The sequence below is a fragment of the Mycobacterium sp. ACS1612 genome (assembly GCF_001667505.1).
Taxonomy (GTDB): Bacteria; Actinomycetota; Actinomycetes; order Mycobacteriales; family Mycobacteriaceae; genus Mycobacterium.
This window is the reverse complement of record NZ_LZHZ01000022.1, coordinates 107,766-131,241: the sequence shown is the minus strand read 5'-3', so window position 1 is coordinate 131,241 and position 23,476 is coordinate 107,766. Positions and strand designations below refer to the sequence as shown.

At 68.2% G+C, this 23,476-nt stretch carries 22 protein-coding genes; 18 read left to right on the top strand and 4 right to left on the bottom strand.

Annotation, left to right across the window (positions count from 1 at the left end):
- The first annotated feature begins 52 nt into the window (after positions 1–52).
- The 9 genes from dxr to A5724_RS09125 all read left to right on the top strand — a co-directional run bounded on the left by dxr (position 53) and on the right by A5724_RS09125 (position 10,421).
- A complete protein-coding gene (dxr, locus tag A5724_RS09165; RefSeq protein ID WP_197518599.1) occupies positions 53–1,234 on the top strand; it encodes a 1-deoxy-D-xylulose-5-phosphate reductoisomerase in 1,182 nt (393 codons plus the stop codon).
- A complete protein-coding gene (locus A5724_RS09160) occupies positions 1,234–2,460 on the top strand; it encodes an RIP metalloprotease (protein WP_067799847.1) in 1,227 nt (408 codons plus the stop codon). Before dxr ends, A5724_RS09160 begins: the two co-directional genes overlap by 1 nt.
- A gap of 8 nt (positions 2,461–2,468) precedes the next feature.
- Positions 2,469–3,632: a flavodoxin-dependent (E)-4-hydroxy-3-methylbut-2-enyl-diphosphate synthase gene (gene ispG / locus A5724_RS09155; protein ID WP_156752204.1), complete on the top strand. Its 1,164-nt coding sequence runs from the start codon at positions 2,469–2,471 to the stop codon at positions 3,630–3,632.
- 54 nt (positions 3,633–3,686) lie between these two features.
- Entirely contained in the window at positions 3,687–4,541 is an 855-nt protein-coding gene (locus tag A5724_RS09150; RefSeq protein ID WP_067799595.1) for a GNAT family N-acetyltransferase, read from the top strand.
- A gap of 11 nt (positions 4,542–4,552) precedes the next feature.
- Positions 4,553–5,212 (top strand): GNAT family N-acetyltransferase, encoded by a 660-nt coding sequence (locus A5724_RS09145; protein ID WP_067799592.1) that lies wholly within the window; start codon positions 4,553–4,555, stop codon positions 5,210–5,212.
- A gap of 132 nt (positions 5,213–5,344) precedes the next feature.
- On the top strand, positions 5,345–6,667 hold the full coding sequence (locus A5724_RS09140; protein WP_067799589.1) for a DUF1800 family protein: 1,323 nt from the start codon (positions 5,345–5,347) through the stop codon (positions 6,665–6,667).
- A 10-nt stretch (positions 6,668–6,677) separates the two neighbouring features.
- Positions 6,678–7,922, top strand: a complete 1,245-nt coding sequence (locus A5724_RS09135; RefSeq protein ID WP_067799585.1) for a DUF1501 domain-containing protein — start codon at positions 6,678–6,680, stop codon at positions 7,920–7,922.
- Between the two features lie 55 nt (positions 7,923–7,977).
- Complete coding sequence (locus A5724_RS09130) at positions 7,978–9,792, top strand: penicillin-binding transpeptidase domain-containing protein (RefSeq protein ID WP_067799582.1); 1,815 nt, start codon at positions 7,978–7,980, stop codon at positions 9,790–9,792.
- 41 nt (positions 9,793–9,833) lie between these two features.
- The gene (locus tag A5724_RS09125) at positions 9,834–10,421 is read left to right on the top strand and encodes a DUF1707 domain-containing protein (protein ID WP_067799841.1); all 588 of its coding nucleotides are present in this window, start codon (positions 9,834–9,836) and stop codon (positions 10,419–10,421) included.
- On the opposite strand, the gene A5724_RS09120 is transcribed toward A5724_RS09125, so the two are convergent.
- Positions 10,418–10,864 (bottom strand): nuclear transport factor 2 family protein, encoded by a 447-nt coding sequence (locus A5724_RS09120; protein WP_067799579.1) that lies wholly within the window; start codon positions 10,862–10,864, stop codon positions 10,418–10,420. The genes A5724_RS09125 and A5724_RS09120 overlap by 4 nt on opposite strands.
- A 43-nt stretch (positions 10,865–10,907) precedes the next feature.
- Here A5724_RS09120 and map point away from each other — a divergent pair, with 43 nt between their 5' ends.
- Together map and A5724_RS09110 are read left to right on the top strand one after the other, a co-directional pair.
- Positions 10,908–11,765 (top strand): type I methionyl aminopeptidase, encoded by an 858-nt coding sequence (gene map / locus A5724_RS09115; protein ID WP_067799575.1) that lies wholly within the window; start codon positions 10,908–10,910, stop codon positions 11,763–11,765.
- A gap of 79 nt (positions 11,766–11,844) precedes the next feature.
- Entirely contained in the window at positions 11,845–13,311 is a 1,467-nt protein-coding gene (locus tag A5724_RS09110) for a cobyric acid synthase (RefSeq protein WP_067799572.1), read from the top strand.
- On the opposite strand, the gene A5724_RS09105 is transcribed toward A5724_RS09110, so the two are convergent.
- Entirely contained in the window at positions 13,292–14,326 is a 1,035-nt protein-coding gene (locus A5724_RS09105) for a LacI family DNA-binding transcriptional regulator (protein ID WP_067799569.1), read from the bottom strand. The two genes, A5724_RS09110 and A5724_RS09105, sit on opposite strands and share 20 nt — an antisense overlap.
- A 148-nt stretch (positions 14,327–14,474) precedes the next feature.
- Here A5724_RS09105 and A5724_RS09100 point away from each other — a divergent pair, with 148 nt between their 5' ends.
- The 4 genes from A5724_RS09100 (at position 14,475) to A5724_RS09085 (ending at position 18,450) form a co-directional block, all read left to right on the top strand.
- Entirely contained in the window at positions 14,475–15,506 is a 1,032-nt protein-coding gene (locus tag A5724_RS09100; protein WP_067799566.1) for a class I mannose-6-phosphate isomerase, read from the top strand.
- Positions 15,503–16,267 carry an ATP-binding cassette domain-containing protein gene (locus A5724_RS09095; RefSeq protein WP_067799563.1) on the top strand — a complete coding sequence of 255 codons (765 nt, stop codon included), beginning with the start codon at positions 15,503–15,505 and terminating at the stop codon, positions 16,265–16,267. Before A5724_RS09100 ends, A5724_RS09095 begins: the two co-directional genes overlap by 4 nt.
- A gap of 66 nt (positions 16,268–16,333) precedes the next feature.
- A complete protein-coding gene (locus A5724_RS09090; protein ID WP_067799560.1) occupies positions 16,334–17,413 on the top strand; it encodes an ABC transporter permease in 1,080 nt (359 codons plus the stop codon).
- Entirely contained in the window at positions 17,410–18,450 is a 1,041-nt protein-coding gene (locus A5724_RS09085) for an ABC transporter substrate-binding protein (protein ID WP_067799557.1), read from the top strand. The genes A5724_RS09090 and A5724_RS09085 overlap by 4 nt, the downstream gene beginning before the upstream one ends.
- Here A5724_RS09085 and A5724_RS09080 read toward each other — a convergent pair.
- Entirely contained in the window at positions 18,447–19,289 is an 843-nt protein-coding gene (locus A5724_RS09080; RefSeq protein ID WP_067799553.1) for a class II fructose-bisphosphate aldolase, read from the bottom strand. The two genes, A5724_RS09085 and A5724_RS09080, sit on opposite strands and share 4 nt — an antisense overlap.
- A gap of 86 nt (positions 19,290–19,375) precedes the next feature.
- On the opposite strand from A5724_RS09080, the gene A5724_RS09075 reads away from it, so the two are divergent.
- The 3 genes from A5724_RS09075 to A5724_RS09065 are packed head-to-tail and all read left to right on the top strand — an operon-like array spanning position 19,376 to position 22,421.
- Entirely contained in the window at positions 19,376–20,701 is a 1,326-nt protein-coding gene (locus tag A5724_RS09075) for an L-fuculokinase (protein WP_067799836.1), read from the top strand.
- Positions 20,698–21,477: a DeoR/GlpR family DNA-binding transcription regulator gene (locus tag A5724_RS09070; protein ID WP_232004752.1), complete on the top strand. Its 780-nt coding sequence runs from the start codon at positions 20,698–20,700 to the stop codon at positions 21,475–21,477. The genes A5724_RS09075 and A5724_RS09070 overlap by 4 nt, the downstream gene beginning before the upstream one ends.
- The gene (locus tag A5724_RS09065; protein WP_067799549.1) at positions 21,474–22,421 is read left to right on the top strand and encodes a 1-phosphofructokinase family hexose kinase; all 948 of its coding nucleotides are present in this window, start codon (positions 21,474–21,476) and stop codon (positions 22,419–22,421) included. Before A5724_RS09070 ends, A5724_RS09065 begins: the two co-directional genes overlap by 4 nt.
- Here A5724_RS09065 and A5724_RS09060 read toward each other — a convergent pair.
- Positions 22,414–23,475 (bottom strand): zinc-binding dehydrogenase, encoded by a 1,062-nt coding sequence (locus A5724_RS09060; protein WP_067799546.1) that lies wholly within the window; start codon positions 23,473–23,475, stop codon positions 22,414–22,416. The two genes, A5724_RS09065 and A5724_RS09060, sit on opposite strands and share 8 nt — an antisense overlap.
- Position 23,476 lies beyond the last annotated feature (1 nt).

Below are 23,476 nucleotides of genomic sequence, written 5' to 3'. Positions count from 1 at the left end.
CGGATGGGGCACGTCACATTTGCGTCATTTTTTCCGCCGCTCGCGCTGAGAAATCGCGGCGCGGCACAATGAAGCAGTGAGCAGAACCCGCGTGCTGATCCTCGGCAGCACCGGCTCGATCGGCACCCAGGCGCTGGAGGTCATCGCCGCCAACCCCGACCGCTTCGAAGTCGTCGGGCTGGCCGCAGGCGGCGGCAACCCCGACCTGGTGACCCGGCAGCGCGCCCAGACGGGCGTGACGAACATCGCGGTCGCTGACGACGCGGCAGCCGCCGAGGTCGGCGACGTCACCTACGCCGGAGCGGATGCCGCCACCAGACTCGTCGAGAACACCGAGGCCGACGTCGTGCTCAACGCGCTCGTCGGCGCGCTGGGGCTGGCGCCCACGCTGGCGGCGCTGGCCAGCGGCGCCCGGCTCGCGCTGGCCAACAAGGAGTCGCTGGTCGCGGGCGGCCCGCTGGTGCTCAAGGCCGCCGCGCCGGGGCAGATCGTGCCGGTCGACTCGGAACACTCCGCGATGGCGCAGTGCCTGCGCGGCGGCGCGCCCGACGAGGTGGCCAAGATCGTGCTGACCGCGTCCGGCGGACCGTTCCGCGGCTGGCCCGCCGAACGGCTCGAGGACGTCACCCCCGAGCAGGCAGGCGCGCATCCCACCTGGTCGATGGGGCCGATGAACACGCTGAACTCGGCGTCGCTGGTCAACAAGGGGCTGGAGCTGATCGAGACACACCTGCTGTTCGGCATCCCGTACGACCGGATCGACGTCGTCGTGCACCCGCAGTCGATCGTGCACTCGATGGTGACGTTCACCGACGGCTCGACGCTGGCCCAGGCCAGCCCGCCGGATATGAAGCTGCCCATCGCGCTGGCGCTGGGCTGGCCCGCGCGTGTCGCCGGCGCCGCCCTGGCCTGCGATTTCTCCACCGCGTCGAGCTGGGACTTCGAGCCGCTCGATGCCACGGTGTTCCCGGCGGTCGACCTGGCGAAAGAAGCCGGCACCAGGGGCGGCTGCCTGACCGCGGTCTACAACGCCGCCAACGAGGAAGCGGCGGCAGCCTTCCTCGACGGCCGGATCCGCTTCCCGTCGATTGTGCGAACGATCGCCGAGGTCCTGCGCGCTGCCGACCAGTGGGCCGCCGAACCCGCTACCGTGGAAGACGTGCTCGATGCGCAACGCTGGGCCCGCGACCGGGCAAAGAGCGTAGTTTCCCGGGAGGTCGTCACCACCAAATGATCATGTGGATCATCGGCGTCGCGCTGTTCGCGCTCTTCATCCTGGTGTCGGTGGCGCTGCACGAATGCGGGCACATGTGGGCCGCGCGCGCCACCGGGATGAAGGTGCGCCGCTACTTCGTCGGGTTCGGCCCGACGCTGTGGTCGACGCATCGGCCCAACAAGCTCGGCCACACCGAATACGGCGTCAAGGCCGTGCCGCTCGGCGGCTTCTGCGACATCGCGGGCATGACCGCGATCGACGAGATCGCGCCCGAGGACGAGAAATATGCGATGTACCGGCAGAAGACCTGGAAGCGGGTGCTGGTGCTGTTCGCAGGGCCGGGCATGAATTTCGTCATCGGCCTGGTGCTCATCTACGGCATGGCATTGATCTGGGGGCTGCCGAACCTGCATCCGCAGCCGGCGGCCTACGTTGCCGAAACATCTTGTGTCGCACCGCAACTCAGTAAAGACCAGATGGGCAAGTGCGAGGGCATCGGGCCCGCCGCCGCCGCTGGGATCAAGGCGGGCGACATCATCGTCAAGGTCGGCGACAAGGACGTCACCAATCCCGACGAGATGGTCGACGCGGTGCGCGCGCTGACCGGTCCGACGCAGTTCGTCATCGAACGCGACGGCAAGAAGTTCACCACCATGGTCGACGTCACCCGCACCCAGCGTTGGACGTCGAAAGACGCGCAGGGCCCGACCACGGTGGCCGCGGTCGGCGTCTCGGCCTCCGAGTTCGGCCCGGTCAAATACCAGCACTTCAACCCGGTGACCGCCGTGCCGGGCACGGTCGCGTTCACCGGTGACCTCGCCGTGGAACTGGGTAAGTCGCTCGCGAAGATCCCCACCAAGATCGGTGCGCTCGTGCACAGCATCGGCGGCGGGCAGCGCGATCCCGATACGCCGATCAGCGTGGTGGGCGCGTCGATCATCGGCGGCGACGCCTTCGAACACGGTTACTTCATGGCGTTCTGGTTCTTCCTCGCCCAGTTGAACTTCGTGCTCGGCGCCATCAACCTGGTTCCGCTGCTGCCGTTCGACGGCGGCCACATCGCGATTGCCGTGTTCGAGAAGATCCGCAATATGATCCGTAGAGCGCGCCGCATCGACGCGGCGCCGCCGGTCAACTACCTCAAACTGATGCCGGCCACGTACGTGATCCTCGTCTTCGTCATCGGCTACATGGCGCTCACGGTGACCGCTGACTTCGTCAACCCGATCAGACCTTTCCAGTAGGAGAAACCATGACAGGCCAGGCAATTGGGCTGGGTATGCCGGCCCCGCCTGCTCCGACGTTGGCGCCGCGCCGCAAGACCCGCCAGTTGATGGTCGGCAATGTCGGCATCGGCAGCGACCATCCGATCGCGGTGCAGTCGATGTGCACCACCAAGACCCACGACGTCAACTCCACGCTTCAGCAGATCGCCGAACTGACCGCATCGGGCTGCGACATCGTCCGGGTGGCCTGTCCGCGTCAGGAGGACGCCGACGCGCTGTCCGAGATCGCCAAGCACAGCCAGATCCCGGTGATCGCCGACATCCACTTCCAGCCGAAGTACATCTTCGCCGCCATCGACGCGGGGTGCGCCGCGGTGCGGGTAAACCCCGGGAACATCAAGGAATTCGACGGCCGGGTGAAGGAAGTAGCCAAGGCGGCGGGCGAGGCGGGCATCCCGATCCGGATCGGCGTCAACGCGGGCTCGCTGGACAAGCGGTTCATGGAGAAGTACGGCAAGGCCACCCCCGAAGCGCTCGTCGAATCGGCGCTGTGGGAGGCCTCGCTGTTCGAGGAGCACGGCTTCGGCGACATCAAGATCAGCGTCAAGCACAACGATCCCGTGATCATGGTCGCTGCCTACGAGCAGTTGGCCGCCCAGTGCGACTACCCGCTGCACCTCGGCGTCACCGAAGCGGGCCCGGCGTTTCAGGGCACGATCAAATCGGCTGTCGCGTTCGGCGCGTTGTTGTCGCGGGGCATCGGCGACACCATCAGGGTGTCGCTGTCGGCGCCGCCGATCGAAGAGGTCAAGGTCGGCAACCAGATCCTGGAATCGCTGAATCTGCGGCCGCGCTCGCTCGAGATCGTGTCCTGCCCGTCCTGCGGGCGCGCGCAGGTCGACGTCTACACGTTGGCCAACGAGGTCAGCGCGGGCCTGGAGGGCATGGACGTTCCGTTGCGCGTCGCCGTGATGGGCTGCGTCGTCAACGGTCCCGGCGAAGCGCGCGAGGCGGACCTCGGCGTCGCATCCGGAAACGGCAAGGGGCAGATCTTCGTCAAGGGTGAGGTCATCAAGACCGTGCCCGAGGCGCAGATCGTCGAGACGTTGATCGAAGAGGCCATGCGAATCGCGGAGGAGCGTGGTGACGAAACATCTGCCAGCGGTACGCCGGTTGTGACCGTAAGCTGAGCATGACCCTGTGAGCAGGGTCACCAGCCCCAGCATCGGTTAGAAAGAGCGCCCATGTCGGCTCCGCCGCTATTCCGCCTTGTCGACGACCGACGGGTATCGGTGGTTCATGACGCCGCGGCCGTGCGCCAGGTGCTCGACGACGATCCCGTCGGTTCCTGCATGGTGGCGTCGCGGGTCGCCGAACACGGTGTCGAACCGTCGGCCATCGGCGGTGAACTGTGGACGCGTCGGCGGGTCAGTGAGTCGCTGTGCTTCGCCGGGGCGAATCTGATCCCGCTGCGCGGTGAGCTCACCGATCTGAACGCGTTCGCGGACAAGGCCATGAGCACCGCGCGGCGCTGCTCGTCACTGGTGGGCCGCGCCGAATACGTGATGCCCATGTGGCGGCGCCTGGAGCAGGCCTGGGGTCCGGCACGTGATGTGCGCGAACAACAACCGTTGATGGCGTTGGCCGCCGCGCCGCAGTCGCCGATCGACCCGGCGGTGCGCCCGGTTCGCGTCGACGAGCTCGACGCCTATCTGGTGGCGGCCATCGACATGTTCATCGGCGAGGTCGGCATCGATCCGCGTATCGGCGACGGCGGGCGCGGCTACCGGCGGCGCGTCGCGGGCCTGATCGCCGCGGGCCGCGCGTGGGCGCGGTTCGAGCGCGGTCAGGTGGTGTTCAAGGCCGAGGTCGGCTCGCAGTCGCCGTCGGTGGGCCAGATCCAGGGTGTCTGGGTGCATCCCGATTACCGCGGCCGCGGCCTGGGCACCGCGGGCACTGCGACGCTGGCTTCGGCGGTGGTACGCAGCGGCCGCGTCGCAAGCCTGTACGTCAACGACTTCAACACCGTTGCCCGCGCCACCTACGCGCGCATCGGTTTCCAACAGGTCGGCACCTTCGCGACCGTCCTTCTGGACTAGCGTCTGGCGGTATGACGGAGCACGACAACAAGATCGAACGCAGGGAGATCGCTCGTGCGATGGTCCGCGCGCTCGACCGCCGCCACGAACTGCTCGATGCGGTCGTCGAATCGCAGGACTACGACGCCGCCATCGAGGCGATCGCCCGGCTGGTCGGCACGACGCCGGTGGCAGCCGAGGCGGTGCTGCGGCTGTCGTTCGACAGGCTGACGAAAGTGTCGCGGGACAGGATCGCCGCCGAACTCGAGGATCTGAACAGTCAGCTGACGTTCATCGCCGAACCGCCGCCCGTGCCGGGACAGAATCTGGTGCTGCGCCCGTTCGCGGCGGATCAGGACCGCGACCTCTTCGCCGCCCGTACCGACGACGTGCGCGCCGCCGGCGACGGCTCCGGCGCGCCGCCCGGTGACCTCGACGACGAGATCCGCGCCGCGCTGCGTCGCGTCGACGCCGAAGAAGCGGCCTGGCTGGTGGCCATCGACGGCTCGGAGAAGGTCGGCATGGTGTTCGGGGAGCTCTCCGGCGGCGAGGTCAACGTCCGGATCTGGATCCACCCCGCGTACCGCAAGCAGGGATACGGCACGGCGACACTGCGCAAGTCACGCTCGGAGATGGCCGCGTACTTCCCCGCGGTGCCTCTCGTGGTCCGCGCACCCGCCGCGGGGCCCTGAACCAGCAACTGCTGTTGCCTTTGCAAGCAGCCGTCGAACCGATTGCTGATCGCCTACGCTGTGGGCAGCGACGGGTCAGTCACGCCTCCGCAGACTTAGCCAACTGACCCGTCAGCGACTGGGGGTCTAGGTATGTCGGCGCAGTCACCACAGTGGATCGCCACTGCGCGTCTGTTGCGACGAACGGGGTTCGGCACGTCGGGGCCGCGCGTCGACGCGGTCGTCGGCCAGGACTGGTCGACCTACCTCGACACGCTGCTCGACGCGGACCCCGAATCCGATCCAGGCGCCATCGCCACACCGATGCCGGTCTTCCCGCCCGCGCCGGGCTGGCCCGATGAATTGGTCGGCGACGAGTTGTCGGCGGCGCTGCTGGCCCGGGACAACCTGATCTCCTCACAGGCGACGGAACTGGCGCACTGGTGGGTGCGCCGAATCGCGGCGGTGCACGAGCCGATCCACGAGAAGCTGACGCTGATCTGGCACAACCATTTCGCCACGTCGACGGCGAAGGTCCGCTACGCCACCTACATGGCTGCCCAGAATCAGAAGCTGCGCACGCTGGCGCTCGGCGACTTCCGCACGCTGGCCTACGCGATGTTGACCGACGCCGCCATGTTGTCCTGGCTGGACGGTAAGGACAATGTCGCGTCGTCGCCGAACGAGAACCTGTCGCGCGAATTCATGGAGCTTTTCACACTCGGCGAGGGCAACGGCTACACCGAGTCAGACGTCAAAGAGGGCGCCAGAGCATTGACCGGCTGGACCGTCGCACGGGACGGACAAACCAAAGTCGTTGCCGACAAACACGATTCGCAGACCAAGACGGTGCTGGGCCAGTCGGGTGACCTGGACGCTGAGGGGTTCTGCGATGCGGTGCTGAACCATCCGGCGTCGGCGCCGTACGTCGCGACCAGGCTGTGGAAACAGCTGGCATCGGACGCGCCGCCGTCGCCGCAGACACTCGCCCGCCTCGTCAGCGCGTACGGCCAAGGCCGCGACCTCAAGGCGCTGACCAAGGCGATTCTGCTCGACCCGGAATTCGTCACCGCCTCGTCGGTGAACAACCCCATGGAGTGGTTGCTCGGCGTGGTCCGCACGCTCGAACTGACGCTGGACAGCGACGCAGAGGCAGGCACGGCCTTCGACATCTTGACCGTGCTCGGTCAAAAACCGCTCTACCCACCGGATGTCGCGGGATGGCCGCAGGGCCGCGCGTGGGTGTCGACCGCGAGCATCACGTCCCAAACCTGGGCGGTCGGCGAACTGGCCGACCGCGGCGACCTGTCGGTGATCGAAGAGGTAGGTAAGAACGAACGCATCGACGCCGCGGGCTATCTGATCGGCGTCGGCGCGTGGACGGATCAGACGGTCGCGGGACTGAAACCCTTCGCCAAGAACCCGAGGGCTCTCTTCATGGCAGCAGTCAGCACACCCGAATACCTGACGACGTAACGGCTTTCAGATGGCAGAGATCAATCGGCGAAAGTTCTTGACCGCCAGCATCGGCGTCGGCGCGGCGGGCCTGCTCGCCGGCGCGGCGTCGTGTAGCTGGTTGGATCTGCAGCAGGCCGCCGAGCGGGCTCAGCTGCCCGACGGGGCGGGCGTGCTGGTGATCGTCACGCTCTACGGTGGCAACGACGGGCTGAGCACCGTTATCCCGTTCCCGGACAACGCTTATCACGATGCGCGACCCGACTTGGCCTATGCGCCAGGGGAAGTGATACCGCTCGACGATCAGCTGGGGCTCAACCCGGTACTGAAGGGCCTGCACAAGCTGTGGGACGAGCAGAAGCTGGCGATCGTGCGCGGCGTGACGTATCCGAAGCCGTCGCGCAGTCATTTCCGGTCGATGGACATCTGGCAGTCGGCGTCGCCGCTGGAATCGGTGCCCACCGGTTGGATCGGCCGCTGGCTGGACGCCACGGGCGATGACCCGGTCAGGGCGATCAACATCGGCGCCGTGTTACCACCGATGGCGGTGGGGGAGAAGTACACCGCTTCGGCGCTGGCCCGCGACATGTCACCGCTGCCCGCGGAGGTGGTGGCCGCGCTGGACACCGTGGGTGTCGACGACCCACAAGACACCGCGGCGATGACCGCGATCCGCACCGCCTACCGCTCCAGCCGGGCAGTCGGCTCGGCGCTCGAACCGGTCATCGCCAGCGGCGACACCGCCGTATCGGGCGGCACCAACGTGGGGGGTCTCACCAGTGCCGACCTCTACGGCAAGAACACGCTGGCGGCCCAACTCAACGTCGTGAGCAGATGCGTCAAGGCGGCGGTGCCCAGCCGCGTCTACATGGTCTCGCTCGGCGGTTTCGACCTGCACACCGACGAACGCGAATCACAGCAGCAGCTCCTGAGCGTCGTCGACGAGGCGCTGACGCCCTTCCTGCGCGAGATGAGCACCGATCCGCACGGCAAGGACGTCGTCGTCATGGTGTATTCGGAGTTCGGCCGACGGGTCAGGGCCAACGCGTCGTACGGCACGGATCACGGCACGGCGGGCCCGGTGTTCATCTGCGGTCAGCCGGTCAAGGGCGGCTTCTACGGGGAGCAACCCAGCCTGACCGACCTCGACGACGGCGACCTCAAGGGCGACACGGATTTCCGCGACATCTACCACGAGCTGCTGGTGCACACAATCGGCACTGACCCGGAACCGGTCATCGGTCCCGGCCGCCGGGACATCGGTTTCCTCGTCTGAGACGCACGGTGCGCCTCCGCCGCTTTGCGGTCTCGGATTCGTAACATCAGCCTCAATGGCAACTTGGCTCTCAACTGCAACACGGACGGCGAGTGTGCTGACCGCCGCCGCGCTGGTCACCTCGCTGAACGCGTGCACCCCGAAACCGAACGGACCCGAACCGACCGCGCAGAAGTTCTTCGCCGCGCTGGCCACCGGCGACACCGCGACCGCCGCCGAGTTGGCCGATAAACCGGCCGACGCGCGCGCCGCGTTGAACGAGGCCTGGGCCGGGCTGCAAGCGCAGCACCTGGACGCCCAGATCCTCGGCTCGAAGTGGGCCGACGACACCGGCAGCGTCACCTACCGCTACACCTGGCATCTGCCGAAGAACCGGACGTGGACCTACGACGGGCAGCTGAACTTGGTTCGCGACGAGGGCAAGTGGGAGGTCCGGTGGAGCGCCACCGGACTGCATCCCCGACTCGGCGAGCACCAGACCTTCGCGCTGCGTGCCGACCCGCCGCGCACGGCGTCGGTCAACGAGCGCGGCGGCACCGACGTGCTGGTGCCCGGTTACCTGTATCACTATGCGCTGGACGCGAAATCGGCCGGCGCCGCGTTGATGCCGACGGCCAGGGCCGTGGTCGACGCGTTGCGTCCCTTCGACAACACCCTGGACCCGCAGCGGTTGGCGGAGCAGGCCAGTTCGTCGAAGGAACCGATGAGCGTGATCACGCTGCGGCAGGCCGACCACGATCGCGTTTCGGCTGCCATCGGGTCGCTGCCCGGTGTGGTGATCACCCCGCAGGCCGAACTGTTGCCGACCGACGACACGTTCGCACCCGAGATCGTCAGCGAGGTGAAGAAGGCGGTGGTCGACGAACTCGACGGCGAGGCAGGCTGGCGGGTGGTCAGCGTCAACCAGAACGGGGTGGACGTCGACGTGCTCAACGAGGTGCCGGGTGCCCCGGCGCCGTCGGTCACCGTCAGCCTGGACCGGTCGGTGCAGAACGCGGCGCAGAACGCGGTCAACACCACCGGTAAGAAAGCGATGATCGTGGTGATCAAACCGTCGACCGGCGAGATCCTGGCGGTTGCGCAGAACGGGGCGGCCAACGCCGAGGGGCCACTGGCCACCACCGGGCTGTATCCGCCCGGTTCGACGTTCAAGATTGTCACCGCCGGGGCGGCGATCGAGCGCGATATGGCGACGCCGAACACCCTGCTGGGCTGCCCCGGCACCTTGGACATCGGCCACCGCACCGTGCCCAACTACGGCGGCTTCGACCTCGGCGTCGTGCCGATGTCGCGGGCGTTCGCCAGTTCGTGCAACACCACGTTCGCGGAGTTGGCGAGCAGGATGCCGCCGCGCGGTTTGACGATGGCCGCCGCGCAGTACGGGCTCGGTGCCGACTATCAGATCGAGGGCATCAACACGCTGACCGGTTCGGTGCCGCCGACGGTCAACCTCGCCGAGCGCACCGAGGACGGCTTCGGCCAGGGCAAGGTGCTGGTCACTCCGTTCGGGATGGCGTTGGTGGCAGCGACGGTCGCGGCGGGCAAAACCCCTGTGCCGCAACTGATCGAGGGCAGGCAGACGGTGGTGAACGGTGATCAGGGCCAGATCACGCAGAAGATGCTCGACGGGCTGCGGCCGATGATGCGGTTGGTGGTCACCAACGGCACCGCCAAGGATCTCGCCGGTTTGGGCGACGTGCGCGGCAAGACCGGTGAGGCCGAGTTCGACGGCGGTTCGCATTCGTGGTTCGCCGGCTACCGCGGCGATATGGCGTTCGCGGCGTTGATCGTCGGCGGCGGGTCGTCGGAGTACGCGGTGCGGATGCTGCGGGGCATGTTCGACCAACTGCCGCCCGACTACTCGGCGTGACGCGGATGGCCGGCCCGGCAGCGGTACCGTTGGTAGCGGCTATGACGGAGACCAACGGTGAATACGCGATGCGCATCTCGGATGCCGACCGCAACGGCACGCTGCGCCGGCTGCACAACGCCGTCGCGCTCGGGCTGATCGACATCGAAGAGTTCGAGGAGCGCTCCGCACTGGTGTCGCAGGCGCGGCTGCGGACCGACCTCGACGCGCTCGTCGGCGACCTACCCGGCCCGGGGGCGATCGTCACCACCGCCACAGACCGCGTCGAATTGCGCGGCGTGCTCGGCTCGCTCAAACGCCAGGGGGAGTGGATCGTGCCGACCCGACTGGCCCTGCGGCGGCGGATGGGGTCGGTTGACCTGGACCTGACCCAGGCCCGCTTCGCGGGGCCGATCGTGGTCATCGAGCTGGACATGCGATTCGGCGGGCTGGATCTGCGGCTCCCCGACGGGGCAAGCGCGTCGATCGACGACGTGGAGGTCAACGTCGGTAGCGCCCGCGATCACCGCAAAGATGCTCCCGCCGAAGGCAGGCCACACGTCATCCTCACGGGCAAGGTGGTCTGTGGTTCGGTCGACATCCGGGGCCCCCGGCGGTCGTTGCGGTTCGGCCGCTTCGACCGTCGTTAGCGCCGGAACAACTGCGACCCGATGCGGACCAGCCGGTCCCAGCCCGCCGGGCGGGCGACCAACTTGCCGATCAGCGGCGTGGAGTCGAAATACGAGACCCGCTCGGCAATCAGGCCGTTGGCGAAGGTGAAGCGGTCGACGGCATCCCACGCGATCGGCTTGCCGCCGTACGTTCCGCTCAACGTGAACTCGATGAACACCGCGTTTCCGCCGTACCCGACCCGGTGCACGTCGGCGTGCAGGTCGGGCACCAGCGCGAACAACCGCTGAAAGGCCGCCCGGCAGGCCTGCCTGCCCCGCAGGGTGCCCATCATCGGCTGGACCACCACGATGTCGTCACTCCACAACGCCTCGTGCTTGGCCAAGTCCGGAGTCCGCCACGTGTCGGCGAACCGCTCGGCGAACTGCGTGGCGAATTGCTGGTCAACCTCGTCATTGGTCATGGCACCCGAATTTAGCGAGAGACGGCCCGGTTACGCTGGCGTCATGCCCGTTCGCACTGCCCTTCGCCCCGGCGTGCTGTCACCGACGCTGCCGGTGCCGCGCTCGATCGAGCCCCCCGAATATGTGTGGAAGCCGACGGTCCAAGAGGGCGCCGAACCATGGGTGCAGACGCCCGAGGTGATCGAGAAGATGCGCGTCGCGGGCCGCATCGCGGCGGGCGCGCTCGCCGAGGCCGGAAAGGCCGTGGCACCCGGTGTGACCACCGACGAACTGGACCGCATCGCGCACCAGTACATGATCGATCACGGCGCCTACCCGTCGACGTTGGGCTACAAGGACTTCCCGAAGTCGTGTTGCACCTCGCTGAATGAGATCATCTGCCACGGCGTCCCCGACTCGACCGTGATCGAGGACGGCGACATCGTCAACATCGACGTCACCGCCTACATCGACGGCGTGCACGGTGACACCAACGCCACCTTCCTGGCGGGCAACGTGTCCGAGGAGCACCGACTGCTTGTCGAGCGCACCCAGGAAGCGACGATGCGCGCGATCAAGGCCGTCAAACCCGGCAGGCAGCTCTCGGTGATCGGCCGGGTGATCGAGTCGTATGCAAACCGGTTCGGCTACAACGTCGTTCGCGATTTCACCGGACACGGCATCGGCACCACTTTCCACAACGGCTTGGTGGTACTGCACTACGACCAGCCTGCCGTTGAGACCGTGCTCGAGCCGGGTATGACGTTCACCATCGAGCCGATGATCAATCTCGGCACGCTGGACTACGAGATCTGGGACGACGGCTGGACCGTGGCCACCAAGGACAAGAAGTGGACCGCGCAATTCGAGCACACGCTGGTGGTCACCGACGACGGCGCGGACATTTTGACCCAGCTGTGACGCTCTCCCCGCGAGCAGACGCAAAACTGCCTGTTTCGGCGGAAAAATGGGCAGTTTTGCGTCTGCTCACCGGAGAAAAATGAGCGGTGCGCTGCTGATCGCGGGGACCACGTCCGACGCGGGTAAGTCCATGGTCGTGGCGGGACTGTGCCGGCTCTTGGCGCGCAAGGGCGTTCGCGTCGCGCCGTTCAAGGCGCAGAACATGTCCAACAACTCGGCGGTCACCGTCGAGGGCGGCGAGATCGGTCGGGCCCAGGCCATGCAGGCCCGCGCCGCGGGATTGTCGCCGAGCGTCCGGTTCAACCCGATCCTGCTCAAACCCGGAAGTGACCGCACGTCGCAACTGGTGCTGCGCGGTCAGGTGGTCGACACCGTCAGTGCGGGCGACTACTTCAAGCACCGCGACCGGCTGGCCGCGGTGGTGTCTGACGAATTGCGGTCGCTGCGAAGCGAATTCGATGCAGTGATCTGCGAAGGCGCGGGCTCGCCTGCAGAAATCAACTTGCGGGCAACCGATCTGGCCAACATGGGCCTGGCCCGTGCGGCGGACCTGCCCGTCGTCCTGGTCGGCGACATCGACCGCGGCGGCCTGCTGGCGCATCTGCACGGCACCGTCGCGGTGCTCGAACCCGACGACCAGCGACTCATCGCTGGTTTCCTCGTCAACAAGTTCCGCGGCGACCCCGCGCTGCTGGCGCCCGGCCTCGACCAGTTGCACCGGCGGACAGGCAGGCCGGCCTACGGCGTCATCCCATACGCCGAGGACCTGTGGCTGGACGCCGAGGACTCGCTGTCGGTGCACGGCCTGCTCGGTGTGTCACAGCCCCCGCGCGGCGCGGACTGGCTGCGGGTGGCCGCGATCCGGTTGCCGCGCATCTCCAACTCCACCGACGCGGAGGCACTGGCCTGTGAGCCCGGTGTGCTGGTGCGGTGGGTGACCGATCCCGCCGACGTGAGCGACGCCGACGTGGTGGTGCTGCCCGGCAGCAAAGCCACGGTGTCGGATCTGGATTGGCTCAAAGAGCGCGGTCTGGCCGAAGCGATTCGCGAGCACGCCGCACACGGCAAGCCGGTGCTCGGCGTCTGCGGCGGCTTCCAGATGCTGTGCAAACGCATCGACGACCTGGTGGAATCCAAGGCCGGCGTCGTCGAGGGCCTCGGCCTGCTCGACGCGGACATCGCGTTCTCGCCACGAAAAACTTTGCAGCACTGGGAGTCTCCGCTGCACGGCTACGAGATCCACCATGGTCAACTCGAGCGCCATGCCGAGCAGGACTGGATGTCGGTCGGCATCCGGCGCGGGCGCGTCTACGGCACCCATTGGCATGGGTTGCTGGACAACGACGGCTTCCGCCGCACCTGGCTGAGCGAAGTCGCCGGGCCCGGGTTCGTCGTCGCCGACGATGTCGACGTGGCGGCCCGCCGGGACGCACAACTGGACCTGATGGCCGACCTGCTCACCGCTCACACCGACCTCGACGCGATCCTCGCGCTGCTCGACGGTCCGCCGCAGCGCCCCATTCTGGTCACGACGCTGCAGGACTGACGACGTCGCCGTGCCCGGCGCGCACCTTCTCGCCGGGCATCGCGCACGACGCGCGGGTCACCAGCGACACAGGCAGCACCGTGCGTCGGCGGAGCCGCCGGTGCGGTTGATCCAGCCGGGTGAACAGCCGGTCGGCGGCAAAGCGTCCCATCGCGTCGCCGTCCTGATGGATGACGGTGACGGCTGGGCTCAGCGCGGCGGCCGTCGGGAAGTCGCCAAAACCCACCAGCCCAACGTCCTTGCGGCGCAACGCCTGCAGCGTCGTCACGACTGCAATGGTGACGCGGGCATTCGAGGAGAACACCGCGCTCGGTGGGGCGGGCACCGCGAGCATCCGACGCAGTTCCGCGGTCAGGGTGGCTTCGTCGATGGCGCCGACGTGGATTAGATCGTCGCGCTGCGGCAGTCCGGCTTCATCCATCGCCTGCTGCAAACCCTTGAGCCGCAGCAGACCGGTCACCGTGTCGTCACCAACGAACGCGATGCTGTGGTGGCCATGCGAAATCAGATGCCGCGTGGCGTCGTAGCCTCCTCCGACGTCGTCCTGCAGCACGGTGTCGGCTGACAGTTTGCCGGGCTCCCGGTCGACGAACACCAGCGGCGTGCGCTGCTGCCAGGGCCGCAGATAGGACATGTCGCGGCCAACCGGACAAATGATCATTCCGGCCACCTGTCGCTTCAACACGGCCTCGATCGACTGCTGTTCGTGCGACGGTTCCCAACCGGCGCCGGTCACGATCACCGCGACCCCGCGGCGGCTTGCCTCGCGCTCGACCGCGCCGATGATGCCGGCGAAGAACGGGTCCGCCACGCCGGGCACCGAAACGCCGATCGCGGCGTCGCGACCGCTCCGGAATGTGACAGCGAGCATGTTGGGCACGTACTGAAGTTCGTCGATGGCTCGCTCGACGCGTTCCCGGACATCGGCGGAGACGTAGCGGTCGTTGTTGACGACTCGGGAGACCGTCTTGGTGCTCACACCGGCCCGCTCGGCAACGTCGCGCATGGTCGCCATCGAGCATCCTTTCGCGGTCGGACAGCGGCCAGTATGTCACCGATGTCAGACCGGAGGCACGGATTCTCTGACACCGGTGACATAGCCGGGAATATGGCGTACTGTCCGGCGTGACCCAGGTAACAGACTCGAAGAGGCCACGACGACCGTGCAACCACAACTGCTGCCGCCCAACGTCGTACGGCATTGGTACGCAGGCGGCCCGGCGCTGGCTGCGTGGCGCGGGCTGCCGCCGGTCGGGGACCGTTCGCCCGAGGAGTGGATCGGTGCCACCGTCTCGCGTTTCGGTGCACCGGCTCTGGGGCCGGCAGCGCTGGCCGACGGCACGCTGCTGCGCGAGGCGATCCGCGCGGATCCCAAAAGCTGGCTGGGGCGCGACGACGGTGAGCCGGGCGACACCGGCGTGCTGGTGAAGCTGCTCGACGCCGGGCAGCGACTGCCTGTGCACGTGCACCCGACGCGCGACTTCGCCTGTCGCCATCTCGGCTGCCCCTACGGCAAGACCGAGGCGTGGTACATCCTGCAGGCCGCCGCCGATGCCGCCGTCTGGGTCGGCTGGCGTGAAACCGTTGCACCGGAACGCCTTTCGGTGCTCGTCGACGCGCAGGACACTGAGGCACTGCTGGCGTTGATGCACCGGATCCCAGTGCGGCCGGGCGACGGCATCCTGGTCCCCGGCGGCACCCCGCACGCGATCGGGCAGGGGATCCTGCTCGTCGAGGCCCAGGAACCGACCGACCAGTCCATCCTGCTGGAGCGCGTCAACACCAGCGCGTCCGACGACGAGGTCTTTCTCGGCCTCGACCGTGACGTCGCGCTGTCGGCCGTCGAGTCGGCGGCGCGGGCCGACGTCGGCGATCTGATGCGCCACGTCGGCGTCGATACGGCCGGTGTGACGCCGGTGCTGCCGGAAGCGGCCGAAAGCTACTTCCGCATGGACCTTCTCGCACCCCACATTGATGTCGACGCGGGCTTCGCTGTCGCCGTGGTGCTCACCGGATCGGGATCAATCGTCCCCACCGCGGGGGAGGCCGTCGCGGTGCGCGCGGGCAACACACTCGTCGTGCCCGCCTCGTCGGGCGTGTGGCACACCGAGGGCGATGTCCGACTGCTGGTCTGCCGGCCGGGCCAGTCCTGGCCCCCACAATGCACGCCGAACATATCGGAGGACACGGCATGACCGCACTGCTGGAAGCCCGTGGCCTGTCACGTAGCTTCGGCCACGTCCGCGCATTGGACGGCGCGGACTTCGACGTGACGCCCGGTGAGATCGTCGGCCTCATCGGGGACAACGGCGCCGGTAAGTCGACGCTGATCAAGGCGCTGTCCGGCAACCTCGATCTCGACGACGGCCAGATCTTCTTCGAGGGCAACCGAGTCCGGCTGTCGGGGCCGCGGCAGGCCGAGGAACTCGGCATCGAGGTGGTGTACCAGGATCTGGCTCTCGCACCGCATCTGAACCCGGTGCAGAACGTGTTCCTCGGCAGGGAGATCGCCCGCAAGGGCCTGCTCGGATACCTGGGCTTCATGGACGAGAAGGAGATGCGGCGCCGCGCGGCCGAATCGTTCGCTGAACTCGGTGCGACGGTGAAATCGCTGTCCTCAGCGGTCGGTTCGATGTCGGGCGGCCAGCGGCAGGGCATCGCGATCGCCAGGGCGATGGCATGGGCCAGGAAGGTACTGATTCTCGACGAGCCGACCGCGGCGCTGGGCGTCGTCCAGACCAAGAACGTGCTCGAGTCCATGAAACGGGTGCGCGACAAGGGGATTGCGGTAGTGTTCATCAGCCATTCGATGCCGCATGTGCTCGAGGTCTGCGACCGCATTCAGGTGCTGCGGCTGGGTAAACGGGTCGCAACGTATGCGGGTCGAGAGACCACCGTGGAGGAACTGGTCGGAGCGATGACCGGCGCGCTCGACGCTCGGGAGGGTGCCGCATGAGGACCGAGCGAGGAGCGAAGGCGGATCGCGCATGAGGACCGAGCGAGGAGCGAAGGCGGATCGCGCGTGAGCACTGTCGAGAAAGCGGTCGTGCGCAACGATGCCGACGACCTGGACCCGGGGCAGTCAATCCTCAAGCGCGTAGCCGGATTACAGGCCGTCTGGATCCTCGGCGTGCTGATCGTGATCTGCCTGTTCTTCACCGTGCTGGCCGGCGACCGCTTCCTGTCCACCGGCAACTTCTCGCTGATCTCCCAGAACGTCGCCGTGTGGGCGGTGCTCGGGGTCGGCATGACGTTCGTGATCATCACGTCGGGCATCGACCTGTCGGTCGGCTCGGTACTGGTCTTCGCGTCCGTGGTGTCGGCGAAGGTGATGGAGGCGATGGGCGAAGCGGCGCCCGGCGTCGCGGCCGTCGGCCTCGTCGTCGCCGTCGTCGGCGGAATGGCGTGGGGGATCGTCAACGGCATCCTGGTCGCCGTGGCCAAAGTGCCCGCGTTGATCGTCACCCTCGGTACCTTGTCGGTCGCGCTCGGTCTGGCACAGGTCCTCACCGGCGGCATCGACATCCGGTCCGTGCCGACCGAACTGACCGACTTCAGCGCCTACACCAAGGTCCTCGGCATCCCGGGGCTGCCGTTCGTCGCACTGGTGGTCGTCGTGCTCGGTGGAATCCTGTTGCACAAGACCAGGTTCGGCCGCTACACCTATGCGATCGGGTCGAACCAGGAGGCGGCGCGGCGCACCGGCATCAAGGTGACTCGCCACCTCGTGCTCGTCTACGCGTTGGCGGGCACGCTGGCCGGTGTCGGCGCGATTCTCACCCTCGCCCAGTTCGGCACCACCACGATCGCCGGGCAGTCGCTGACCAACCTCAACGTGATCGCCGCGGTGGTCATCGGCGGCACGTCGATCTTCGGCGGTGAGGGCAGCGTCTTCGGCACCGTCGTCGGCTTGTTCATCCCCGCGGTGTTGCAGTCGGGGTTCGTGATCATCGGGGTGCAGCCGTTCTGGCAGGGCGTCGCCGTCGGCACGGTGCTCATTGCCGCGGTGTATGTCGACCAGTCCCGGCGCGCGGCCGCGATGCGCGGGGCCCGCTCCCGAAGTTTCCTCAAACACAGAACGCAACGAAAGGAACGTCAGTGAACCGAAAGCGAGCGATCGTGGTCGCGGGCACATTGGGGACGGTTGTCCTCGCACTGTCGTCCTGCACGTCGTCCAAACCCGAGTCCTCGAAGCCGGGCGAGGCATCCAACGGCGCGCAGCAGGCGGCGGCGACCACCGTGACCGCGCCGCCGAAAGCGAGTCGCGAGTACAGCGTTGCGTTCCTGCAGGGCGTTACCGGCGACCAGTTCTACATCACGATGCAGTGCGGCGCGCAGGAAGAGGCGGCCAAGCTCGGCGTGAAGGTCGCGACACAGGGCCCGCAGAAGTTCGACCCGACGCTGCAGAAGCCGATTCTCGACTCGATCGTGGCCGCAAAGCCGGATGCGCTGCTGGTCGCGCCGACCGACGTGACGGCCATGCAACAGCCGCTGCAGCAGGCGGCCGCCGCAGGCATCAAGGTGGTACTCGTCGACACCACCACCACCGACCCGTCCTACGCGGTGTCCGAGATCGCCAGCGACAACGAGGGCGGCGGACGAGCGGCTTTCGAGGCCATCAAGAAGTTGCGCCCGGAGGGCGGCAAGGTGATGGTGATGAACATCGATCCCGGGGTCTCGACGACCGACGCCCGCGCCAAGGGCTTCGAGGACGCGGTCAAGGCCGACAGCAAGTTTCAATATGTCGGCGTGCAGTACAGCCATAACGATCCGGCGACCGCCGCGCAGTTGATCGGCGCTCAGTTGCAGAAGGATCCGGATCTCGTCGGCGTCTTCGCCACCAACCTCTTCTCGGCCGAGGGCTCGGCGACGGGCGTGCGGCAGGCGGGTAAGAGTGGCCAGGTGCAGGTGGTCGGATTCGACGCGGGACCCAATCAGATGCAGGCCCTGCGGGAGGGCACCGTGCAGGCGCTCGTCGCGCAGGATCCCGGGCTCATCGGCAAGTTCGGCGTCGACGAGGCGGTGACGGCGCTCGAGGGCGGCCAGAACACCAAGAAGGTGCAAACCGGCTTCACGATCATCACGCGGGAGAACCTCGACGGCGAAGGCGGTTCGGCGGCGTACAAGTCCAATTGCTAAGCGGCGGTGACCACGTCGAGCAGATGTGACACCGCATCGGCGACAGCGTCGCGGGCGGAGCGCAGCGGCTCACGCGGATCGACTCCGTCGCCAAGCGCCGCCCGCAATCCGCCGGTGTATGCGACGTTGAGCGCGGTGCCGATGTTGACTTTGACGATGCCGGCGCGCACCGCCGCCCGCAGCGTGTCGTCGCGAACACCCGAGGAGCCGTGCAGCACAAGCGGAATCGACAAGGCGTCGCGCAGCGCCGCGATCAGGTCGAGGTCCAGCGTCGCCGTCTGGTCGGTCATGGCGTGAGAACTGCCGACCGCGACGGCTAGCGCATCCACCTGTGTCGCGGTGACGAAGTCGGCCGCCTGTAGCGGGTCGGTGCGTACGCCGGGTGCGTGCGCGCTGCTGACCTGAGTGCTCTTACCGCCGACGTAGCCGAGTTCGGCTTCCACGGCGAGGCCCTCCTCGTGCAGCCGGCGGGTGGCCTCGGCGGTGATGGCGACGTTGCGGTCGTAGGGGAGCGCGCCGGCATCGACCATCACCGACGAGAAGCCGGCTCGCGGGGCGGCGTGCCACAGGGCGGCGGACTCGACATGGTCGAGGTGCAGGCTGACCGGTACGTCGGCTTCGTCGGCCAACGCGGTTAACGCCGCCGCTAACGGTGTGACGCGGTTGCCGTGGAACTTCACGGTGTTCTCGCTGACTTGCAGGATGACCTGTTCACCGCATCGCTCGGCACCGGCGAGGATGCCCTCCGCGTGTTCGAGCGTGATCACGTTGAAGGCGGCGACGCCGACCCCGCGCGACCGGGCGGCGTCGATGAGGGCGGCAGTGCGGGCCAGCGGCATGGTGCTCCTACTTGACGCTCGTCCAATCAGACGCAACCATATCCATGCAAATCCAACACGGCAATGTCAGGGACGATCGGAGCGTCATGGCAGCCTTCGCCGGCCTCGACGTCGGCACCACGTCGAGCAAGGCGGTGGTATACGGCGAGGACGGCGCGGTGCTGGGCGTCGGACGTGCCGCCACGCACTGGGATGTCGGTCCGCACGGCACCCAGACCGACGCCGACGTGCTGTGGCGTAGCGCCCTGCACGCGCTCTGCGACGCAACAACGGCCGCGCAGGTGCCGGTGGCCGCGGTCGGGATCACCGGCATGGGTGAGTCCGGTGTGCTCACCGACGCGCGCGAGCGGCCGCTGGCTCCGGTGATCGCCTGGCACGACGACCGCGACGGCGAGCAGGTGGCCGACCTCGTCGCGCGAATCGGAGCGCAGGCCTTCGGCGGTATCGCGGGAAAGCCTGCGCGCGGGCAGTTTTCGTTGACCAAGCATCGCTGGCTGCTCGAGCACGAGCCGTCGGCGCGCACCGCGACGACGCGGTTCGACATCGGCGGCTGGGTGGTGCGCCGCCTCGGCGGAGACGCCGTCATCGAGTTGTCGCTGGGGGGACGCACCGGCTGGCTCGACGTCGCCGCACGCGACTGGTGGGACGACGCGCTCGCGTGGTCCGGTGCCACCCGCGCGCTGATGCCGCCGCTCGTCGCGGCGGGTGAGCCGGTCGGCAAGATCACCACCGACGAGGTGAGCCCGTTGCTGCGCGGTGCCGTGCTCACCCTCGCCGGCCACGATCATCAGGCGTCCGCGCTCGGCGCCCGCGCGACCGGCCCTGGTCACGAACTCGATTCCTCGGGCACGGCAGAAGCGTTGGTGCGCACTGTTTCTCAACCGCCGAGCCGAGCGCAAGCGGCTCGCCTAGCCGCCGCGGGCATCACCACCGACCCGAGCATCGAACCCGATCACTGGGCGTTGCTCGGCGGCACGGAGGGTGGGTTGGCGCAGAACCGCGTCCTCGAGCTGCTCGGTGTGCCCGCCGACAGGCTGGCGGCACTCGACGCCGCCGCTGAACACGCTCCCGTCGGAAGGGTTGTCGTCGGCGGCCTGGGCACCGAGGCGCTCACGCTCGGCGGGATCGCGGGTGGGGTGGGGCCGGGCGAGGTGTGGAAGGCGGTCGTCACCGCCGCCGCGGACCAGGCACTGGCGCTGCACCGCGCCATGGACGACGTCGTCGGGCCCGCGGTGCGTGTCGTCGTCACCGGTGGGTGGCGGCAAAGCGCAGAAGTCATGCGCGCCAAGCGCGCCCGCTGGCCCGCACTCGAGGTGTCGGGCCTCGACGAAGCCGGCACGCTGGGCGCCGCGACGCTCGCCGCACGGGCCGTGGGCGCGATCGGACGCGACGACCATCTGGGCGCATCGTGACTGCGCCCGGACGAACGTGGTTCGCCGATGAACGGCACGCCGAGGTGCTGCGGATGCTCGCCGCCGAGCGCCGCGTCGAAAGTTCGGACCTGGCACGGCGGTTCAACGTCAGCGCCGAGAGCATCAGGAAGGACCTGGCCCTCCTCGAAGCCCGTGGGCTGCTGCGTCGGGTGCACGGTGGCGCCGTTGCCCACCGCCGCCACAGCGAAGAACCTGCGGTCGGCACCCGCACCCAGAACGCCGAGCAGAAGTCGGCGATCGCGAAACACGCTCTGCGCCTGGTGCCCCATGGCGGCTCGCTGCTACTCGATGCGGGATCGACCACGTTGCGCCTCGCGGAGAGCCTGCCCGGTGACCGCGATCTCGTCGTCTACACGAATGCGCTTCCGCTGGCATCGGTCCTGCTGCGGCGGGGCTTCGCGGTCGCCATCCTCGGCGGCCGGTTGCGACCTGAGACCGGGGCCGCTGTCGGACCACTGACCGTCGCGGCGCTCGGCGACATCAACGTCGACGTCGCATTCCTGGGGACCAACGCGCTGTCGTTAGAGCGCGGGCTCACCACGCCGGACGCCGACGAGGCGTTGATCAAGCACGCGATGCTGGCCGCCGCCCGGCAACGCGTATTCCTCGTCGACTCAAGCAAATTCGGGCGCGAAAGCCTTTCCAAGCACGCCGATCTCCACGATGTTGACATCCTGGTGACCGATGCCGCCCTCGACGCCGAGCATCGCGAGCGACTGCTCGCCCTCGAGGTGACGGTCGAGGTGGCCCGGTGATCACCACCGTCACCGCCAATCCCAGCCTGGACCGGACGCTGTACCTGTCCCGGTTGCGGCCCGGGGAGGTCAACCGCGCCGCTTCGACGATGGTGGAGCCCAGCGGCAAGGGCGTCAACGTCGCACTCGCCCTGCGCGGCGCCGGCGTGCCGGTGCGCGCGGTGCTCCCGGTCGGCGGCAGCGCGGGCGATGAGATCGTCGCGCTGCTCGACGGTCTCGGTCTCGACCACGTCGACGTGCCGATCGCCGGGTCACTGCGCTCCAACATCACCCTGGTCGAAGCCGACGGGCGGACCACCAAGGTGAACGAGCCGGGTCCGCGGCTCTTCGACGCCGAGGCCGAAGCGTTGTGCGCGGCGTCATTGGCCGCAAGCGGTGACTGGGTGGTGTGGGCAGGCAGCCTTCCCGACGGTTTCACTGCGCAGCGACTCGCCACCGCGATCGCGGCGGCGAGGGCAGCGGGTCGACGAGTCGCGCTCGACTGCTCCGGGCCTCCGCTGGCACAGGTGCTGGCGCACACCGGCGGCGGACTGCCGGATCTGGTGAAACCGAATGCCGAGGAACTCGCGGAGGTGACCCATCGAACGCTGCGCACGCTCGGTGACGCGGTCGATGCGGCCCGGTCGCTGCATGCGCGCGGCGTGCGGACCGTTCTGGTCAGCCTCGGGGCGGACGGAGCACTGCTGGTCGACGCGGACCTGCCCCGCCCGCTGCACGGCAACGCACCCGTGCGGCGGGTCGTCAACACCGTCGGTGCGGGCGACGCGTTCCTGGCCGGCTGGCTGGCCGCCGCGCACGCCGGGGCGTCGAGCCAGGACGCATTCGCCAACGCGCTTCGCTTCGGCGCCACCGCCGTCGAACACGAGGGCACGCTGCTCGGTGTGCCCGACCCGCACCGTGCCGTGTCGATGGCGCCGGCGCAGCCGCACCTACCGCTCAGCTGAGGGTGGGCCGCCGTAACAGCGTTTCGTCAACGCCGACAAGCACTTTCACGTGCTGCCCGCCGGACGACATCGCATAGGCGTCCGCGGCCCGGGCCAGTGGCACCTCAGCGGTGACGATTTCGTCGACGTTCACCGCGCCTTCGACGAGCAGTCGGATCGACTCGGCGTAATCCTGCGGCAGGTAGGTCGCGCTGCCCTGGATGCGGATCTGGTGATCCTGAACGATCGCCAGCGGGATCGCGACGTCGCCGGTCGGCACACCGACGATCACGACGGTGCCGCCTTTACTTGCCATTTCGACGGCGGCGCGCACCGTGGACGCGACCGCGACGCAGTCGAACACCACATCGGCACTTTCGCCGAGGGCGTCGCGGGCCTGTGTCACCACGTCGGCGGCCGCCGCGTCGAGCGCGACGTCGGCGCCGAGACGCGATGCGCGGTCTCGTTTCGACGGCAGCGGATCGGTGATCACGACGCGTCTGGCGCCGTGTGCCCGTACGACGGCCAGCACGAGCAGACCGATGGTGCCCGCCCCGAGGATGACGACGGCTTTGTCACGCACGTCGCCCGCGATCCGCACGGCATGCACCGGCGTGGACAACGGTTCGATCAGCGCCGCGGCCCGGTAGTCGAGGCGGTCCGGGATGACGTGGACGCGGTCGGCGGGGATGGTGAAGAAGTCGGCCATGCCGCCCTGCTCGTACCCGCACCCGAAGAAGCGCAGGTTCTCGCAGAGGTTCTCGGCGCCGTTGCGGCACTGCTTGCACGCCCAGCACGGCAGGTCGGGCTCAACGGTCACCCGCGCCCCGACGTCGACGCTGTCGACGCCCTCACCGCGCGCGGCGACTACCCCGACGACTTCGTGACCCGGGTGGTAGGGCAACGCGATGAACGGGTGGCGGCCGTGCGCGGCGTGGGTGTCGGAGCCGCATACCCCGGACACCACCGAGTGCACGAGCACCTCGGCGGGCAGCGGGCGCGGTGTCGGAGCGTCGACGACGTCGATGGAACCTGACGAGACGACGACGCGGCGCATCCGCTCAGGGACATCCATG

Excerpts from the sequence above, each read along its gene's own strand:
- A5724_RS09120 (WP_067799579.1), bottom strand. The coding sequence starts at position 10,864 with ATGACCAATGACGAGGTTGACCAGCAATTCGCCACGCAGTTCGCCGAG.
- A5724_RS09095 (WP_067799563.1), top strand. The coding sequence starts at position 15,503 with ATGACCGCACTGCTGGAAGCCCGTGGCCTGTCACGTAGCTTCGGCCAC.
- A5724_RS09080 (WP_067799553.1), bottom strand. The coding sequence starts at position 19,289 with ATGCCGCTGGCCCGCACTGCCGCCCTCATCGACGCCGCCCGGTCGCGC.
- A5724_RS09075 (WP_067799836.1), top strand. The coding sequence starts at position 19,376 with ATGGCAGCCTTCGCCGGCCTCGACGTCGGCACCACGTCGAGCAAGGCG.
- A5724_RS09130 (WP_067799582.1), top strand. The coding sequence starts at position 7,978 with ATGGCAACTTGGCTCTCAACTGCAACACGGACGGCGAGTGTGCTGACC.
- A5724_RS09135 (WP_067799585.1), top strand. The coding sequence starts at position 6,678 with ATGGCAGAGATCAATCGGCGAAAGTTCTTGACCGCCAGCATCGGCGTC.
- A5724_RS09150 (WP_067799595.1), top strand. The coding sequence starts at position 3,687 with ATGTCGGCTCCGCCGCTATTCCGCCTTGTCGACGACCGACGGGTATCG.
- A5724_RS09060 (WP_067799546.1), bottom strand. The coding sequence starts at position 23,475 with ATGGATGTCCCTGAGCGGATGCGCCGCGTCGTCGTCTCGTCAGGTTCC.
- A5724_RS09110 (WP_067799572.1), top strand. The coding sequence starts at position 11,845 with ATGAGCGGTGCGCTGCTGATCGCGGGGACCACGTCCGACGCGGGTAAG.
- A5724_RS09105 (WP_067799569.1), bottom strand. The coding sequence starts at position 14,326 with ATGGCGACCATGCGCGACGTTGCCGAGCGGGCCGGTGTGAGCACCAAG.
- map (WP_067799575.1), top strand. The coding sequence starts at position 10,908 with ATGCCCGTTCGCACTGCCCTTCGCCCCGGCGTGCTGTCACCGACGCTG.
- ispG (WP_156752204.1), top strand. The coding sequence starts at position 2,469 with ATGACAGGCCAGGCAATTGGGCTGGGTATGCCGGCCCCGCCTGCTCCG.
- A5724_RS09140 (WP_067799589.1), top strand. The coding sequence starts at position 5,345 with ATGTCGGCGCAGTCACCACAGTGGATCGCCACTGCGCGTCTGTTGCGA.
- A5724_RS09145 (WP_067799592.1), top strand. The coding sequence starts at position 4,553 with ATGACGGAGCACGACAACAAGATCGAACGCAGGGAGATCGCTCGTGCG.
- A5724_RS09125 (WP_067799841.1), top strand. The coding sequence starts at position 9,834 with ATGACGGAGACCAACGGTGAATACGCGATGCGCATCTCGGATGCCGAC.